The organism is Microvirga yunnanensis (genome assembly GCF_025460875.1).
Genome location: NZ_JAMXFI010000173.1, coordinates 1 through 17,194 on the forward strand (window position 1 = coordinate 1; position 17,194 = coordinate 17,194).

The window sequence follows — 17,194 nt, forward strand, 5'->3', positions numbered from 1 at the left end:
GAAGGTCTCTTGATGTATCTCGAGCCTGCGCAGGTTTTTCGATTGGCGCGAGACCTCGCCGAGGTGCAACGGGGTGGCCCAGCCGAGTTGGCCTACGACTACTACTGTGCCCAGATGGTCGGGCACGCGTGGCTGAGCGCGTCGCTGCGCCAGCTCGGTGCTGAGTTCAAATGGGGGTTAACATGTCCGGAGGAGCTGTCGCTCGGGGAGCCGCGCTGGGATGTGATTGGCACCTACCCGGTGATGGAGCGGCTGGGTTGGCCGTACGATAATTTCTGGTCGTGGTATCGCTTGTTCACAGGCGTCCGGCCCTATGGCATTGCCCATTTGCGGCTCTTCCACGCTTCAGGGGCATGCGGGGCGGGGGCTTGAAGGAATGTTTCGTGGTAACCCGGGCAGCGGCCGATGACAATCTGATCTACGTGTGCCCATTTACGCCCGTCTGTCCCGACGCAATCGCCCTGCGCTGCCCGAATTCGGAATCGACACGGCCGTCTACTCGCGGATCAGAGCTCCGGCCGGCCCACGATGCTTTCTCAGATCACTGTTTCCAAGATGCCGAACCGCACCGGAATCACCGCTCGCGCCCTGATCTGTCCGTCGTCTGCTTTGTCGATGACGGTAAGGTGTTGGATCTCCTCTGGGCCAAGGGGCAGGACCATACGGCCGCCTGGGGCGAGTTGCTCCAGTAAGGCCGTCGGAGCGACTTCGGCCGCGGCAGTGACCAGGATCTTGTCGAAAGGGGCGTGCTCGAGCCAGCCACGAGTGCCGTCGCCCACCCGGACGGCAACGTTATCGCGGCCAAGTTGCGACAGGCGTGCCTCGGCATGGCTGGCGAACTCCTCAACCATCTCGACGGTCCAGACCTGGCGAGCGAGTTCGGCCAGAACGGCAGCCTGATAGCCTAAGCCGGTGCCGACCTCGAGCACGGCCTCATGCGGCTGTGGATCGAGCAGGTCGGTCATGAGGGCGCAGATGAAGGGCTGAGACACAGTTTTGTCAAAGCCGATCGGCAGAGGGGTGTCCTGGTAGGCGACGGCCGCCAGCTCTGGCGGCACGAAGAGGTGGCGCCGCACCCGCCGCATGGCGTCGAGAACCCGCTCGCCAAGGGTGGCCTTGCCGATCTCCTCGCTCATGAGGTCAGCCCGAAGAGCGATTACCTCCACCATGTGCCGGCGCAGGATGGCGAGGTGCACTTCCGTCATCGGCTTCATGTCGGCAGGTCCTCGATTGAGTTGATCCGAACGAGACCTGCCATCTTACGCTGATTGGAAGCAGGAGCTAATCCCGTTCCGCAGCCTGGGACTGGTATGTTTCAGACGAACAGGCCAGTCAGTAGGTTCTTGTGAGACCGCTGTTTCGGTCAAGGTGATATTGTTCCTGAGGGCGACGAAAGAGCGTCTGACTCACGATCTGTATTGCCATCCTCCTGTGCCGTGCCGCGGTGGCTGGTGCTGCCATGGGAGGCCACTCATTCTGCTCCATGCAAGCGGGCGAGTTGCATCACTTCGGTGACGTCGCCCCGCCGCAAGGCCTCGATTGGCGACGCACCATCAAGAGCAGGATGCCCGGTGAGCAGCCATTCAAGACGCATCCAAGGCGAGCGGATCGGCATCGAGCGGAGCGCCTCTGACAGGCCTGCCACCATGCCGCCGATCTCGAGCTGGCACGCCGGATAGGCGGTGCCGCCCGGTAGAGGCAGGGCAATGATCGCACCCTCGGCGGCCAGCTCCTGCAGCGTGACGACATCGGTCCCGAGCATGCGGGCTGCCTCGGGCGCAGCGAGAGTGCCACCCGCTTTGCGGAGAAGGTCGGCTTTGATGTCTTCCGTCCTCAAGCTGATGCACCTCGCCGGCGATCGGGAGGATATCACAAGCCGGGAGGTGTGGTGAATGGCATGGCGTCTCGCTGCCGAACTGCGACTGCTTATAACACATCCCGGAAGCTGGCCAAACATCCGCTCACGGCGGGAACCCTGGGAGATCTTAAAGGCCAGAGATTTTCCTTGTTTGACCCAATCGGATCAGTCTCACAGCGACGAGGGTTTACCTGGCGCAAGGACCAGGATGATCTCTGAGATCGACCTCAAGCCTATCTCTATCCCGACGCATCCGTATGTGCTTCAACCGAAACCACCTTCACTGGACCAGCCGCAGATAGCCGCAGGGTGATGGTCAGTACGGTTTCCACCTCCACCTGAGGCAGGCGATCCTCCTGCCACGCGGCTTCAACGGCGGCCAAGAATGCCTCGTGATAACCTTTGATCAGGTTGCCGATCGACATCCCACCTGACCAAGAGGGCACCACCGACTTGTCGCCGTTGATGATATCCCGCGCGTTGTAGGGATCATCCTCGTGAGGGTTGAAGTAGTCGGCAAGCGCGCACCCGCAGAACCAGCCTTCGGACATGCCCTTGAACATGACCGCAGCAGCGACCGGCGGCTTCAGCGCATGATCGGCATGCCATTCCAAGGAGTCCTGGGCGCATAATTCGAGTTCGTGATCGGCCCTGGCGTAATTGTCCCGCCAGGTGAGTTGCACGAAACCTCGGCCATAATAGGTCTGTCCGGTCTCAGGATCCGGCACTCCGTAGGGCCTGCCGGCACCATAGCCGTATTCTGAGATCGGCAGCATGGTGGCCGCTGTCTCGTGATAGGTTGTGGCGAGCGCATAAGCGAGCCATCGCAGGTCATCGGAGGGTGGCGCTGTCTCCCATGCATCGAGGATGAAGCTCATCCCATCGACCTGATCCTGTGTTAGGCATCCGCCGAAGGGATCGGAGCGCACAGCGTCAAAGAAGATCTCGCGGTAAAACATGGCTGCCTCCCGGCAACAGGAGCCAGACGATCACGGCTATGAGGAAGATGGGGCTGGCGCGGATCGAAAGCCACCCGAGCCATAGCAGTTTGGCCCGGGCCAGTACCTCCCGCAATCACCCCAATCCGAACGTTCATCGCTCGCATGTCGGTAGCTTGTGGTGACAAAGCAACTTGAGATCGGCCCGCGCTGACGGCGGTGCGACCGCGTTGCGTGGATTGTCGATCTCGAACCCAGCAGCTTGGTAGTGGAACCTTCCGCTGACCCAAACTGTCAATGTCTTGTCCAGATCGATCAAGCATCCCGCTATGAAACGGCTAGAGTTACTTAGAGTATGCAGAGGAGCGGTTCTCCTAGCGACGTTCACTTGCCGGCCATGGGTGTGGCTCGGCACGGCGTGCCATTTGGTAACAAGCAGCAGATCGCGAGCCTCAGCGATTATGGTTCGCGTGGCAGATGGCATCGGCAATTGCTGTGGCTGCGCGTGTGAGGCAGATTGGCCGAAAGCACCTGCACCGCGAGCCGACATGGGCAGACGTTGGCTTGAAGTCGTCAGGGACACGAGTTTCGGTTTCGTCGTGATTGGGCGAAGGCTGGATGGAGGGAGGTGGAGATGAAGCTTCTTCCGATCGCATTATCAGCACTGATGGCCGGATTCCTGGTCGCAAGCAGCGAAGAGGCCCATGCAGTGGTTTACTGCCAGTACATCAATTATCCGGTCGGCTGCGTCGTACGACCTGGCGTCGTGTTACGGCCCCGGCCGGTTGCGCGTGCCGTGGCGACCCCGGGCGTCGGGGCTCCAGGGGTCGGAGTGCGGCCTGGAACACCCATGAACCGTGGCGGCCCCGTCAATCGGGTGGGGCGGCGCTGAACCGTTGGACTGACGTATCCGGCAGCGTTGAGCTTCTCCTCTTGTTAGAAAACGGGCTCATGAGCGGATCGGGCCTGCCATGCGCGCAGTGCCGAACGCTTTCGTGGATGCGCGAGACCGGACCGGGAGGTGCAAGGGGACAAATCGATGGACCAGAACACGCCGAACCTTGGCACCGAGCCTGAGCCCTCGACCATGTTCGACACCACGCTTCGGATCGGGTTGGTAGCTCTGCTGGTTTATGCCTGCGCCCGGATCGTGCTGCCGTTTACTTTCATTTTAATGTGGTCTGCGATCCTGGCCGTGATGCTGTATCCTCTGCATCTCCGCCTGGCCGGCTTTCTGGGAGAGCGCTGGTCAGCGCTGCTGATCGGGCTGATTGGTGTTGCGGTGATGCTGGGGCCGATGGTCATCGTGGTGACGTCGCTCGCAACATCACTGTATTCGCTGATCCCGAGCTTGCAGAGCCACGACGTGACGGTGCCACAGCCACCGCTGTGGCTCGATGGGACCCCGCTGGTTGGCAAAAAGCTGACGGAGATCTGGACCCTCGTTGCCACTAACCTGCCCGCAGCACTCAAACAATACGGCCACTTGCTGAGTGGGCCTCTGGCGTGGATGGCCTCGTTCGCGGGCGGTCTGGCCATTGGCGAACTATCGTTCGTTCTTTCCTTTGCGATCGCCGCAGTGCTCATCGCCTATGGCAAGGGGACGGCCGAATTCACCCGGCGCCTGCTGGCCCGTGTCACCGGCAGCACGGCGCGCGCGGTGCAACTGGTCACGTTGACGGTAGCCACGATCCGCGGGGTCGGGCTCGGCGTGGTTGGCGTGGCGCTGATCCAGGCGCTGCTCCTCGGTGTCGGCTTCTTCGTCATCGGGCTTCAGGCCGCCGGTCCTTTAACGCTCGTTGCGCTCTTGCTGGGGATCATGCAGTTCCCTTTGATTTTGCTGTCGCTCCCCGTCGTCGTCTACGTCCTCGCGACCCAAGCCACACAGGCGGCCATCATCTTTCTGGTCTGGAATGTTATCGTCGGACTGAGCGATAACGTTCTGCGACCCCTGATGCTCGGAAGTGGGCTGGACGTGCCTATGCCGATTGTTCTGATGGGGGTCATCGGCGGCGTGATTGTCGATGGACTTCTCGGCCTGTTTGTCGGTCCCGTGCTCCTGTCCGTCGGTTATGTGCTCCTGGTGGAATGGCTGCAGCAGCACCGGGCGGACAGTTGGCATCGCCCTGACGAGCCAGGGGCTGGCTGAACAGCCGGGACGGATCAGGCGTGGCGCCCTTCGTTCCCCATTTATGGGGTCAGCGCAAGATCAGCAGATCTTGTTCCAGCCCCCTGATCGAGCCGCTGGGTCGCGACGAACCGCCAAATTGTAGACGACGCGTGCCTCATGCCGGCGGAGTTCAGCTCGCCCTGGTTGTCGCATGAGACATCTCCAAAGCCGCTAGAGCTTCGGACAGGCGACGTCTGGCTTGGTCAATCTCACTTTGCTTGATCGCATCAAGATCAAGGAAGAGGTCGAGTCCCATCACATGCTCGACGATGACCTGAGACCTTTGCGCAAGGTCTCCCAAAAGCCCTTCGACCGCATAAGGCACGATCTCGCGCTTGATGCCTTTCATGACGATGGGTTCCAGAGGCCTCGCCCGCACCATATCGCGCACGAGGGCGTACGTTTCATAGCTCAGACAGATACCGCCGGGCTCCGCGATCGCCTGCAGGCGGGCCGCAATGTTCGCTTCTGCTCCGATGATCGTGTAGGCCATCCGGTCCTCGCTGCCGAAATTACCCACGTTGCAAAAGCCCGTATTGATGCCCATGCGCACGCGCATGGGCAGGTCGATCCCCCGTTTGCGCCAGCGGGCGTTCAGGTGTTCCATGTCCTGCTGCATGTCGACAGCCATGCGCAGGCAGGCTCTCGCATCCTCGTCGACGCCTTTCGTTTCAGGATCGCCGAAGAAAATCAGGATTGCATCACCAACGAACTTGTCGATAGTCGCCCCATGGCGGAGGGCAATGGCTGACATCTCGGTGAAATATTCGTTCAAGAGCTGCGTCAGATCCTCCGGCTGCAGCCGTTCCGAGATGGTGGTGAAGTCCTTGATATCGGAAAAGAAGATCGTGAGCTTTTTGCGCTCCGTGGCGATCGCCACATCTTTCTGCCCGCTGAAGATGCTGTTGTAGATCTGAGGGGACAGATACTTTGCAAGCTTCAGCGAGATCCCGGCGAGGAAATCATTCGCCTCGGTCAACTGCTGGTTCATGCCGCGGATCAGCTTGGCCTGCCGGCGCTGCAGGAGAATGCATGCAAAGCCGGCGAGCGAAGCCAGCAAGAGATAGCTCAAAGTATATTTGAACGAGAAAATGTTCGCGAAGATCGGCTGCCTGACCGAGATTTCCTGGATTCCGCGTACATCGCCGACCTTCCAATCCGTCTTCGGGCTGTCTGGATGCGCATTGTGGCAGCTCACACAGCCTGGCCCCATCACGACCGGCGCGGCCGTCCGGACATTCTTGTCGAAGAGGGAACCTGAAACTTCCACGACAGGCTGTTCAGGATTGGCCCGCAGCCGGGCCAAGGCTTCCTTCTCGAAGCCGTCCAGCTGATGAGGCTCCCGACCCTTGAATGGCATATCGGAGACGAAGCGGTATTTCACCGAGCCGTCCTGAGCGCTAATGCGCTTCCCGAACTCAATGGAGAGAGTGGCCGGGATCGGAATGGCTCCGGCTATATCCCGGTACTTGTGAGTGACCATCACCGGCTCAGGCGACTGGAGAACGCGCACCGGCTCAGGTGACTGGAGAACACGTCCGAAAACATCGCTGCCGTAGAAGTTACGCATAGCGTCGATGATGCGGCTGGCTTCGCTCGCCTGCATCCGCAGGACGCGCTCCGAGAGGAGCCGCAGGTCGAGCCAGACGGCGACAGGCAGGCCCAGAACGCCCAAGAGCACTGTTACAACCAGCAGTGTGCCCATCGCACGCTGTTGATAGGAAGCCCGTTCACCCAGTCCAGCCATAGCCAGCCTCACGGTCGAACTTATGCCTTAAGGCCAATCATTTGCCTTTGCCGGCAGGCTTGCAACTCCTAATTCATGAGCACCAGAAGTCTCCCGCCCAAGCATTCTCGTCGCCAAGATAGGCCGGGACGGGCACGGCCGCGGCAGAAGGTGATCGCCTCGGCTCTCACCGATCTCGGTCTCAAGGTGGGTATCGGTTCACCTTTCGCGCCCTCTGCGGAAGCCGCGCGTCAGGCCATCAAGAACGACGTACCCATTATCGGCATGTCGTACGCTGGGGCACCTGACGCTTGCACCGGAGCTAAAAGCCGAACTCGCCAAGCATGGCCGCGAGGGCATCATAATCGTGGTTGGCGGCGTAATCCCGGGGAGCATCAGGCTCTATGGGGCAGGCACTGACCATCGGTCCGGAAGACTGTCACCATCCTCAATCAAAGGCGGGATTAAGGGAGACCAACCCTACGGGCGGCATCGTTGCCCCAGACTTCCTCATGCTCCCCTATTTAGGTTCTTCTATTGCCACGGCACTTAGCTAAATCAATAGTTTAGCTATCGAGATGAAGCGTAGTTGTCGGAGAGCCAGCGAATTGGCACCGGAACAAACATTGCGCCTAAACAAACGGAACGAAGGACTCAGCAAGAACGCGCCTCCACGACTACCTGTGGCCTCGGTCCAACAGAACGTCCTTGGCCTGGTTGACGCGAGCCGCGAGATAGGTCGAACCACCTTGGTCCGGGTGGAGCTTCTTCATCAGAGTCCGATGGGCCCGCCGGATCTCATCGGGGCTGGCCCCTGGATGGAGATCCAGGATCCGGTACGCTTCCTCTGGGGTCATCGCGCCCGAAGGGGAGGGAGTGTCGGCCTGCGGCGCCTCCCCGGTCTGAGCGTGTTCCCGCCAATGAGGAAACCGGCGGTCGAGATAGGCCTCGAGAAGGCGAACACCATCACGATCACTCACACGACACTCGGCCAGCAGATCCCGCAGGCGAGCCTCATCCAGCGACCCGAGTTGCTGTCCTTCAAAGGAACCAGCGAGCACGGAGCCCTCCATCTCGCCCGTATCGTGATCCAGCGTCATTTCGATCAGTTGCGAACGAACGCGTGACGTGCGGCCGGAGGCTCGCTGGGCCCGCTGACCCAGATTGGGGAAGGCAAGGCGGTTCCATCCGAGGAGCCAGGCTCCGAAGCTTCCGACCAGGAAGGCCATGTCGATCCGCCCTCGCAGGGCAAGCAGGCCCGCAAGGCCCAACGTCACAACTCCGCCGGTGACTTTGAAAAGCCTCGCCAGAGTAGCAGGGTTCGCATGCGCGAAGTTGCTCAGGAACCACCACAGAACCGCAACGGTCGCAATGCCGTACAGCAGCATCACGGCTTGCGCTCGGTGATCGCCATGAGCAGGCTCTGGGCTTGCACGCTGTCGGCCGTCAACCGGGCAAGCCCCGCGACACCCCGGGTCGCATAGGCGGCTGCGGCCCGCAGGAGCTCGGACAGGGCCTGAGGCGCTCCGGCATCGAACCGGGCATAGGCTCCGCCGCTCAGGCGGGCGATTTCCTGAAAGGCGCGGGCCGCATCAGGATCGTGCCCCTCGTGGAACATGAAGGCCTTGACCCCAAGGAGACCGAGCTCCCCCGCCACGGCACAGAGATCGTCGATCGGCTCCTCCATGGCATCGCCAACGTAGACCAGTACCTTCACCGGGGTCTGACCGGTCTCTGTTCGGACGTGGCGGAGGACCCGCCCAATCTGGGTCTGACCACCCCGGCAGCTGATCTTGGTCATAAGATCGGTAAGAGCCCGCGGGTCGGCGACCCAGCGGGACGCGCGGCACTCACCGAAGCCTCGGAAGTAGACCAGCTGCACCGAGAGACCACCGGCCTCACTGGTTGCGGCAAACATCTCACCCTGGACGCGGCAGGCGAGATCCCAGGTCGGCTGCCGGCTCATCGTGGCGTCGAGAGCGAACACAAGCCGCGCCCGGGGCGCATTGCCGGTTAGTCGCCCAAGACGCTTGGCTTCTCTCACGAAGGAATCGATCGCCGAAGGCGGACTGGCGCCCGGGATGGGTGGTCGTGTGAGATCCTTCTTGTCAGCCATTGCATCTCCCTCGTCAGAAATGTGGGCCTCAAGGGAGTGCCTGTAAATCCGAGGGATAGAGGTTTCACGGAGCATACCCTTCTGCGGGACCTGCCAGGATGAGCAGCAAGCCTGATCGTTGCGCCGACGATGCGAGTGCATGCAATGGTTGCGCCCCCACCCGCGAATTCATCCAAGCTGCCGCACGAACTTACCGGCCGCCCCGCCCCAGAGCCCGGGGCATCGTCTGAGGCAATCCGACCACACAGGTGACGCCTCTTTGTCGCCTTACTGCCATGGTTCAGGGCTCTCCATCGAACCTTAACCGGAGAAGGCAGCTTGTTCGAGGATCTTGGGAGCACGCGAATCAACCTAGCCTGTCCTCGCTGCCAGCAGATGTTCAAGGTTCGGCTGCGGAAGCTTCGGTTTGGAGCCGATCTCACCTGCCGGTTGTGCCGCCATGAGTTCTCGGCCAGAGACGTGTCAAATCGGATCGAGGTGTCTGATGCCTTGGCTCGCCTGCAACAGATCGTGAAGCAACCCATGCGGCTTACGAAGCCTTCCTGCCAAGGCGGAACCGTCGATGATGGCAGTGGTCACCACCAGGCTTGAGATCTCAGCTGCCCTGACGAAGCTGCAACCCAGCGGGTGCAGCCCAGAAGCTTGACCGTAACAGCATACCAGTTTCAGCCATAATCCTCATGTTTGTTGAAGGTCCTGGCGCCGAATCGGTCGGCGCCCCATAGGGCCTCCAATGACCCGCGCTCTGGCTGTAGCCACTGCTCTTTCGCTTGCTCTCCTCTCCCACGCACCGACCGCACAAGCCGCAGACCCGGTTCACTTCTGGGACCTCCAGCCGCGATCGCTCCGCCTCCTCGTTTCCTCCCCACAGGTGATGGTCACCCGCACCAAGGCGGGGTGGGATGCCTATTGCCGCTGCCCGGTGGTTCTCGCTCCGTCCGAGATCCCCGAGGTGATGAAGAAGGCCATCGTGGCAGTCGAGGACAAGCGCTACTTCGAGCACGGCGGCGTGGATGTGATCTCGCTGCTGTCGGTACTCAAAGGAGGTCTCAGCCGGGGTGGCAGCACGATCCCGATGCAGCTGCTCAAGAACCTGGTGTTTCACGATCTCCGCGCCAGCGACGTGATCACGCGACTGGAGCGCAAAGGCGCGGAGGTCTGGTACGCCGGCCTCTTCGATGAGGCCGTCGGCAAGGAGGAACTCCTGGCGGCCTACCTCAACCAGATCGAGTTCGGCGGCCGTGACATTGTCGGGCTGTACCGGGCGAGCCGGCACTACTTCCGCAAGGAGCCCAGGGACCTGACGCTGTACGAGGCCGCGCTGCTGGCCGGCATGGTCCAGGCGCCCGCCCGGCTCAATCCGATCCGTGAACAGACCCGGGAGCGGGCACATGAGCGCGCGCTTCTTGTCCTGAAGCTCATGAGCGAGCAGGGCCTGATCAGCGACAAGGAGCGCCGTCAGGCTGAAAGAGCAGGGATCCGCCCTGGCCTGCTGCCGGAGTTCAAGATCCAGCCGCAGGCCTTCACCGAATGGGTGGTGGAGACCTGGGGGGACAAGTACGTGCAGCCGGGCGAGACGGTCCGGTTCTTCGTCACCTTGAACCCGCGCATCCAGAACATGGCGGAGCAGCAGCTCAGCAGGCTCGTCAAGGACGGGGCTGTCCCGCCCGCCTATGACGCCGGTGCGGTGATGATGGCGCCGAACGGACGTGTCCAGGCGATGGTCGGTTCCATCAATTGGGCTCAGCGACAATTCAACAATGCCGTGAAGGCTCGTGTGCAGACCGGTTCGACGGCGAAGCTGCCGCTGCTGATTGCCGCCTGCGAGGCCGGCAAGCTCCCTGAAAGTCGTATCCTCGATCAGCCGGTCACAGGCAACTGGCCTTCGAACGGCGCACTGGGCTACCGCGGCTGGACGACGCTGAAGGAGGCGATGGCCGCGTCACGCAATGCCGCGGCGGTGCGGTTGGCGCGAGAGATCGGAGCCGACACCCTCGCGGACGTCAGCCGACGCATCGGCATCGATCCTGGGCCGACGGATGATCCAAGCTTCATCCTCGGCTCTTACTCGAGCAATGTCATGACCATGACGGCAGCCTACGCGTCGGTGGCCAATGGCGGCTACCAGGTCACCCCGTCGGGAGTGCTCGCGGTGGTCGATGGGCGAGGCCAGGTCAGGGCTGACTTTCTGACGACCATGCGCAAGAGGGTCATCCCGGAGGAGTGTGTCGAGCCGACACAGGAGGTTCTTCGCGAGGTGGTTCAGAACGGAACCGGCCGCGCGGCACGGTTAAGAGACTGGACAACCTACGGCAAGACCGGGACGTCTACCGGGAACACCGATGCCTGGTTTATCGGCTGGAGCGAGCAGCGGGTGCTCGGGATCTGGATGGGCCGGCGGCACGGCGAGACCGGCCCCGCTCTGGCCGGCGCGGGTGCCCCTGCGGCCTACTTCGGGCGAGTTGCCAATGCGGTGAATGAATGGATCGACCAGCAACAGAAACGTGAGGAGCAACGACTGGCGAGCGCGCGGACCAAGCGGCCCGCTGAACCGGGAAAGATGGCTGACTGGTTCTCTGAGCTCCGGCCGTCCGTGGCCCTCCCGAAGGGGCCATCGGCCCATGATCCTGTTCCAGGAGGGAAAAGGACGTGAGCCCGTCAGGCCTCGACAGGGAGCGCGCATGACGACGATAGCACAAAGCCTTTGTGCGGCTGCGTTCGTGGGCTTGTGCCTGTCCTTACCGGCCGTCGCGGCCGAGCCGGAGAGTTGCCCGGGATTGATCGCCTCACGTGTCAACGCCGGTTGAATTCTGACCCGCTTCGAGCGAGGGCGCCGATTCAAATCTGACCCACCCAGTTCTTATCCCAACCGTTCCTTTGGCTTCGCCACCATGCCGGCGCGACGCTTGTCTTTGAGCCGGTAGCTCTCGCCACTGATCTGCACCACCGTCGCGTGGTGCAGCAGGCGGTCGAGCATGGCGGCCGTCAGCACCGCCTCCTCGGCAAAGACCTGGTCCCAACTGCCAAAGGTCAGGTTGGACGTCAGGATCATCGCGCCCTTCTCGTAGCGTTTGGCCACCACCTGGAAGAACAGGTTCGCCTGCTCGCGGCTCATCGGCAGGTAGCCAATCTCATCGATGATCAGCAGCCTATAGACGTTGACCGCCCGGTGCAGGACCTCCTTCCACCGTCCCTGACGCTGGGCGCTCTCCAGCAGCAGAACCAGATCAGCCGCGGAGATAAAGCGCACCTTCCAGCCCCGCTGGGTCGCCAGATAGCCAAAGGCAATCGCCAGATGGGTCTTGCCCACTCCGGACGGGCCCAGCAACACCACGTTCTCGGCCCGCTCGACAAAGGCGAGGCTGGCCAGCTCCTGGATCTGCTGGCGCGGCGCACCGGTGGCAAAGCCGAAGTCATAGCTGTCAAGGGTCTTGATCGCCGGAAAGCCAGCGGTGCGCGCAAACAGATCACGCGCCCGTTGGCGACGGGCATCCCGCTCCGCCCGCAGAATCTCTTCGAGGAAGTCACTGTATGAGGCCTCACGCGAAGCCGCCGCCTGCGCGGCCGGGCCATACAGGTCGGCCATCGCGCTCAGCCGCAACTCGGCACACAGATCGGCGATGCGGGCATGCTGGAGATCGGTCATGAGACTGCTCCCGCAAGGGCATCATACAGCGCAAGCGGATGCCGCAGGCCCAGGATCGGTCGCCGGGAGGACAGAGGCTCAAGCTGCCGCTTGCTTTGACCGGTATAGGGACGAGGGACCGGCTGGAGCGAGGCTCGTTCGCTCTCTAGCCGCTCGGACGGAACCGCCGCCGTCGTGGCGTGCACACGCGCATTGGCCACCTCCCGCAACCAGCGGTGCACGGCGACGTTGGCGGTCTCGCGGTCCACGACCAGACCTTCCTGTGCGTACTGGCTGGTCAACGGCACCCAGAAGCTGGCGCGCAGATAGCGGATGAAGCGCTCGACCTTGCCTTTGGTCTGAGCCCGGTAGGGACGGCAGAGCCGTGGGCGAAAGCCACAGTGACCGGCAAAATCGGCAAAGCCCGGATGGAAGCGATGCCGGCCGCCGCCATAGGCATCACGCTCGACCACAACTGTCTTCATGTTGTCGTAGAGCACCTCGTGCGGCACGCCGCCAAAGGCCAGAAAGGCGTGCTCGTGGCAGGCGATCAGGGTCTCGAGGCGCTCGTCCGAGACGAACTCAGCATAGGTGTTGCGCGACCAGCCCAGTGTCGCCACGAACACAGACAGGCGGTTGGAGCCGCGCCGGATGGTGGCCCAGTCCACCTGCATCTGCTCGCCGGGTGCGGTCTCGAACCGGACCACCGGCTCTGGCGCCGCCACTGGCCTGAGCGAGGCCACAAAGGCTTTGAGCATGGTGTAGCTGCCGGCATAGCCGCGCTCCCGGCACTCGGCCAGCAACACGGTGGCGGGAATGAGATCCGGTGCAGCCGCGGCCAGGCGCTGTTGAATGTAGAGCTTGTAGGGATCCAGTTTGGCCGGCCGGGCGGGGCGAGAGCGATACCGAGCCGCCTCCGGCTCGCGCAGATAGCGCCGCACTGTGTTACGCGACAGTCCCAGCTCGCGGGCAATCTCGCGCACGCCTTTGCCATGTTTGGCCAACACCCGGATCTCCATCGACATCTCACCTCCAATCATCCGGGCCCTCCGCTCCTCTCGCGAAGGCCCAGCATAGCCGGTGGGTCAGATTTGAATCGGCGACCGGGTCAGTTTCTCATCGGCGGCAACACTCAGATCTTCACCTTCCTGGTGATGCCGTTCCTGTTCGCCTGTCCTGCAGCATGGTGTTCTTCAGCAGTCGGACAATGAAATCGAAGAAACCCGCAGATCGACCCGAGCCTGTGACCAAGCCATATGCCTACACGCGTAAGCCACGCAACGGGGCAAGGTCAGCCAAGCAGACTGATGCGAAAGGGGATTAGGCAGACCTCCTCCCGGTTCGTGGCGCTGTCAACAGCTGGGAGGCATGCGGAACCATGCTCATGTCTGGGGTCAGGTCGTTGCTGCTCCCGATGGGCCAGGAGTGTCGACAGTCAGCCGTATCAAGGCCGGCCGTGTGTCCCACCGGCTACAGACACCAGCGCGAAAATCGCACAGAGAAACACCCGCCAAGTGGCGCGATGGCTCGTCTCTTTGCCGCTTTCCCAGAACCAGCTGAATTTCCTGAAGGTCTTCACCATGCGTCAGACAGAAGTCGCAGCGCCTCCTTTTGCTCCTGTGCCGGCGCCGACGTTCATGGCGGCCGCCATCCGCTTTGTCGCCGCTCTTGCTGCGTTGATCGGGCTCAGCCTCCTGCTCGCCAGCCTCTGAGGGCACATCGTCCTGCCTCTGTGCTCTTTGCGGTATAGCTACACTCTCGTTTATCAGCCATTCTGGGCTGGTCCATCAGGAGCGGCTGGGGGGCGGTCCTCCCTGGAACTCAAGCGCCTCCGCACCCGCGGTACGCATCCGAGGAAGGACGCATTGCGCTAGTGAGTGAGACTGTGGATGGTCTGTCTATATAGACGTCAATATAGACAGTGCTTTAGCCATGGACATGATGGATGCTCGCCCGGGGCGCGTCAGCAGGATGGAGATCGTCGAGAGCGGTCGCCGGCGGCGGTTCACTGATGAAGCGAAGCTGGCGATTGTGGCGGAAAGCTATAGCGGCCTGCGCCAGGTCACCGCAACGGCGCAGCGCCATGGTATCACGCGCTGGCAGTTGAACGGGTGGCGCAGGGCCGCGCGGGAAGGAAGGCTCGTCAGCCGTTCGACGGACGGCTTTGTTCCGGCACTGATCGTTCCCGCGTCTCGTGGTGCAGCCGCGCAGCCTGCATCGGCTGCACCTGTGCAGCCTCTCACACCCGACCACGGTCGCATGGAAGTCATGAGCGCGAACGGCAGGCGTGTGAGTGTGGACCGGGATGTCGACGTTGAGGCATTGCTGCGGATCATACGTGGTCTGGAGACGTTGCCATGAACCCGTTTCCGATGGGTCAGGGTGTGAAGGTATGGCTGGCAACCGGGCATACCGACATGCGCTGTGGCTTTCCCACTCTGGCTCTTCGGGTGCAGGAGATATTGAAGCATGACCCTCTGGGCGGCCACCTTTTTTGCTTCCGGGGGCGCAAAGGTGACCTGATCAAAGTGATTTGGCATGACGGCCAGGGAGCCTGCCTGTTCACGCGAAAACTGGAGAAAGGCCGCTTCATCTGGCCGAATGTGGAGGGCGGCGCTGTTGCGATCTCCCCGGCTCAGATGTCTTATCTTCTGTCCGGAATCGACTGGCGCAATCCGCAGGAAACCTGGCGCCCAACACGGGTTGGTTAGCATTATTCGATTGAAAATACAGGGAAATTCTGTTCGAATGGCGTCATGCCGTCAACGCCTGTCGATCTTCCAGACGACCTTGTGAGCGCCTATCTGGCGCTGCTGTCCGAGCGGGATGTCGTTGTCGCCGAGAGGGACAGGGCTGTGGCGCAAGCCGCCAAGGCGCAGGCCCTGTTGTCTGACAGCGAGGCCCTGATCGCCAGTCTGGAACTGGCGATCGAAAAGCTGAAGCGCGAACTGCGCGGCCAGCGGTCCGAGCGCGCGGCGCGACTGATCGACCAGCTGGAATTACAGCTCGAAGAACTGGTGATGGCCGCGACCGAGGATGAGGTTGCGGCGCAGGCCGCCGCCAGGAACTCAACCGGGCGCTCCTTTGTGCGCCGGCGGCCGGTCCGAAAGCCCTGGCCGGAGGATATCGAGCGCGAACGCGTGGTGATTGCTCCCCTGGCGACCTGTGCCTGCTGCGGTGGCTCGCGCCTGGCGAAACTGGGCGAGGACATCACCGAGACGCTGGAGGAGATCCCGCGTCGCTTCAAAGTGATCGAGACGATCCGGGAGAAGTTCACGTGCCGGGACTGTGAGGCGATCAGCCAGGCGCCAGCGCCGTTCCATGCCACGCCGCGCGGCTTCATCGGCCCTCATCTGCTGGCGACGATCCTCTTCGACAAGTTCGGCATGCACAATCCGCTCAATCGCCAGAGCGCCCGGTTTACATGCGAAGGCATCGCGCTGTCGACCTCGACGCTGGCCGATCAGGTTGGGTTTGGAACCTCCGCGCTCATGCCGGTCTTCAATCTGATTGAGAAGCATGTCTTTGCGGCCGAGCGCCTTCACGGCGACGATACGACCATTCCCATCCGGGCCAAAAGCAAATGCACGACCGGGCGCATCTGGACCTACGTGAGGGATGACCAGCCCTTCGGGGGCGGCACGGCTTCGGCAGCAGTCTATTATGCCTCGAGTGACCGCCGCGGCGAGCATCCGCAAAAGCACCTGGCCGGGTATGGCGGCATTCTGCAGAGTGACTGTTACAATGGCTTCGAGCCGATCAGTGTTGCCGAACAGAAAGCGGTGCCCCTTACCTTTGCCTTCTGCCATGCACATGCGCGACGGAAATTCTTTGAACTGGCCGATATCGAGAAAAAGGCTCGGGATCGCAAAAGAAACGGCAGGCCGATCTCCCCGATCGCGTTGGAAGCCGTCAAGCGGTTCGACGCGCTGTTCGACATCGAGCGTCAGATCAACGGCTTGAGCGCCGCGGAACGACTGGCGGTGCGGCGGGAGAAAAGCAAGCCGCTGTTCGATGACATGCACGAGTGGCTGAAACGAGAGCGTGCCACGCTCAGCCGATCGTCCGAGGTGATCGGCGCCATGGACTACATGCTGAAGCGCTGGGATGGCTTTGCCCGCTTCCTGGAGGATGGCCGGGTTTGTCTGACGAACAATGCCGCCGAGCGGGCCTTGCGAGGGATCGCCCTGGGGCGCCGCAACTGGACCTTCGCGGGGTCCCAGCGCGGGGCGGATCGTGCCGCCGTCATGCTCACCCTCATCACGACCTGTCGTCTCAACGATGTCGATCCAAAAGCCTGGCTCGCCGACGTGCTGGTCCGGATTGCCGATCTTCCTGTCGCCCGCCTGCACGAATTGCTTCCCTGGGAATGGAAAAGGCTACGGCAGGCCGAGAACCTGGCGTCCCAGCTGGCTGCGTAACCGAAAAGGGACCGACGAGTGGGATACCGCAACTCAACGCTGTACACGCTGAAATACGTGGCTGACATGCTCGGTGAAGACGAGGACTTCCTGCACGAGTGCTCGATCGAAATGTTCTCGGAAGACGGCCGCCTCAGTGCCTACGACAACTACCCAGCCTCCGAATTGACCGAGCATATTGTCCTCTTCACCGAAGATGGCATCGAGAACCTCAAATACATCATCGAGGCTCGCAGGACTGTCGCATCACAAAAAGCCGCCCCTTAAACCTGCACCAACGTTAGCCACGATCCCATTGACGCGCGAGGCCTGATCCCGCGGTCTCCCTCGGATGCGTACC

The 17,194-nt window shown here is 62.1% G+C and carries 17 protein-coding genes and 1 pseudogene; 10 read left to right on the plus strand and 8 right to left on the minus strand.

All coding sequences use genetic code 11. The features are described 5' to 3' along the window. Nucleotides 1–372: hypothetical protein (locus tag NF876_RS40640; protein ID WP_262273427.1), on the plus strand; the 372-nt coding region annotated here is incomplete at its 5' end. Nucleotides 373–536: 164 nt separating this feature from the next. Here the strand turns inward: NF876_RS40640 and NF876_RS40645 are convergent. The 3 genes from NF876_RS40645 to NF876_RS40655 form a co-directional block, all read right to left on the minus strand. Next, entirely contained in the window at nt 537–1,214 is a 678-nt protein-coding gene (locus NF876_RS40645; protein WP_262266027.1) for a protein-L-isoaspartate(D-aspartate) O-methyltransferase, read from the minus strand. A 257-nt stretch (nt 1,215–1,471) separates the two neighbouring features. Further along, nucleotides 1,472–1,837, minus strand: a complete 366-nt coding sequence (locus tag NF876_RS40650; protein ID WP_262273428.1) for a hypothetical protein — start codon at nt 1,835–1,837, stop codon at nt 1,472–1,474. A gap of 260 nt (nt 1,838–2,097) precedes the next feature. After that, the gene (locus tag NF876_RS40655; RefSeq protein WP_262266029.1) at nt 2,098–2,817 is read right to left on the minus strand and encodes a lysozyme family protein; all 720 of its coding nucleotides are present in this window, start codon (nt 2,815–2,817) and stop codon (nt 2,098–2,100) included. Nucleotides 2,818–3,430: 613 nt separating this feature from the next. Between NF876_RS40655 and NF876_RS40660 the strand changes: the two genes are divergently transcribed. Then, entirely contained in the window at nt 3,431–3,688 is a 258-nt protein-coding gene (locus NF876_RS40660) for a hypothetical protein (protein ID WP_262266030.1), read from the plus strand. A gap of 147 nt (nt 3,689–3,835) precedes the next feature. After that, nucleotides 3,836–4,945, plus strand: a complete 1,110-nt coding sequence (locus NF876_RS40665) for an AI-2E family transporter (protein WP_262266031.1) — start codon at nt 3,836–3,838, stop codon at nt 4,943–4,945. Nucleotides 4,946–5,096: 151 nt separating this feature from the next. On the opposite strand, the gene NF876_RS40670 is transcribed toward NF876_RS40665, so the two are convergent. Beyond that, nucleotides 5,097–6,713, minus strand: coding sequence for an adenylate/guanylate cyclase domain-containing protein (locus NF876_RS40670; protein WP_262266032.1), 1,617 nt, complete (start codon nt 6,711–6,713; stop codon nt 5,097–5,099). A 94-nt stretch (nt 6,714–6,807) separates the two neighbouring features. Here NF876_RS40670 and NF876_RS40675 point away from each other — a divergent pair. After that, a pseudogene (locus NF876_RS40675) lies at nt 6,808–7,080 on the plus strand (cobalamin-dependent protein); the annotation flags it as partial. A gap of 289 nt (nt 7,081–7,369) precedes the next feature. Here the strand turns inward: NF876_RS40675 and NF876_RS40680 are convergent. After that, nucleotides 7,370–8,080: a DnaJ domain-containing protein gene (locus NF876_RS40680; RefSeq protein ID WP_262266063.1), complete on the minus strand. Its 711-nt coding sequence runs from the start codon at nt 8,078–8,080 to the stop codon at nt 7,370–7,372. Further along, the gene (locus NF876_RS40685) at nt 8,080–8,808 is read right to left on the minus strand and encodes a vWA domain-containing protein (protein WP_262266033.1); all 729 of its coding nucleotides are present in this window, start codon (nt 8,806–8,808) and stop codon (nt 8,080–8,082) included. The genes NF876_RS40680 and NF876_RS40685 overlap by 1 nt, the downstream gene beginning before the upstream one ends. A 733-nt stretch (nt 8,809–9,541) precedes the next feature. Here NF876_RS40685 and NF876_RS40690 point away from each other — a divergent pair. Then, the gene (locus NF876_RS40690; protein ID WP_262273429.1) at nt 9,542–11,461 is read left to right on the plus strand and encodes a transglycosylase domain-containing protein; all 1,920 of its coding nucleotides are present in this window, start codon (nt 9,542–9,544) and stop codon (nt 11,459–11,461) included. A gap of 207 nt (nt 11,462–11,668) precedes the next feature. On the opposite strand, the gene istB is transcribed toward NF876_RS40690, so the two are convergent. After that, entirely contained in the window at nt 11,669–12,454 is a 786-nt protein-coding gene (gene istB / locus NF876_RS40695; protein ID WP_210804913.1) for an IS21-like element helper ATPase IstB, read from the minus strand. After that, complete coding sequence (gene istA, locus NF876_RS40700; protein ID WP_210804911.1) at nt 12,451–13,473, minus strand: IS21 family transposase; 1,023 nt, start codon at nt 13,471–13,473, stop codon at nt 12,451–12,453. Before istA ends, istB begins: the two co-directional genes overlap by 4 nt. Before the next feature lie 474 nt (nt 13,474–13,947). Here istA and NF876_RS40705 point away from each other — a divergent pair, with 474 nt between their 5' ends. From NF876_RS40705 to NF876_RS40725, 5 genes are all read left to right on the plus strand, one after another. Continuing rightward, nucleotides 13,948–14,145 carry a hypothetical protein gene (locus NF876_RS40705; protein WP_210804837.1) on the plus strand — a complete coding sequence of 66 codons (198 nt, stop codon included), beginning with the start codon at nt 13,948–13,950 and terminating at the stop codon, nt 14,143–14,145. Between the two features lie 220 nt (nt 14,146–14,365). Then, nucleotides 14,366–14,794, plus strand: coding sequence for an IS66-like element accessory protein TnpA (tnpA, locus tag NF876_RS40710; RefSeq protein WP_262266470.1), 429 nt, complete (start codon nt 14,366–14,368; stop codon nt 14,792–14,794). Beyond that, on the plus strand, nt 14,791–15,144 hold the full coding sequence (gene tnpB, locus NF876_RS40715; protein ID WP_371823136.1) for an IS66 family insertion sequence element accessory protein TnpB: 354 nt from the start codon (nt 14,791–14,793) through the stop codon (nt 15,142–15,144). Before tnpA ends, tnpB begins: the two co-directional genes overlap by 4 nt. Before the next feature lie 45 nt (nt 15,145–15,189). Next, nucleotides 15,190–16,854, plus strand: coding sequence for an IS66 family transposase (gene tnpC / locus NF876_RS40720; protein WP_210806614.1), 1,665 nt, complete (start codon nt 15,190–15,192; stop codon nt 16,852–16,854). 18 nt (nt 16,855–16,872) lie between these two features. Next, nucleotides 16,873–17,121, plus strand: coding sequence for a hypothetical protein (locus NF876_RS40725; protein ID WP_210806612.1), 249 nt, complete (start codon nt 16,873–16,875; stop codon nt 17,119–17,121). The last annotated feature ends 73 nt before the right edge of the window (nt 17,122–17,194 follow it).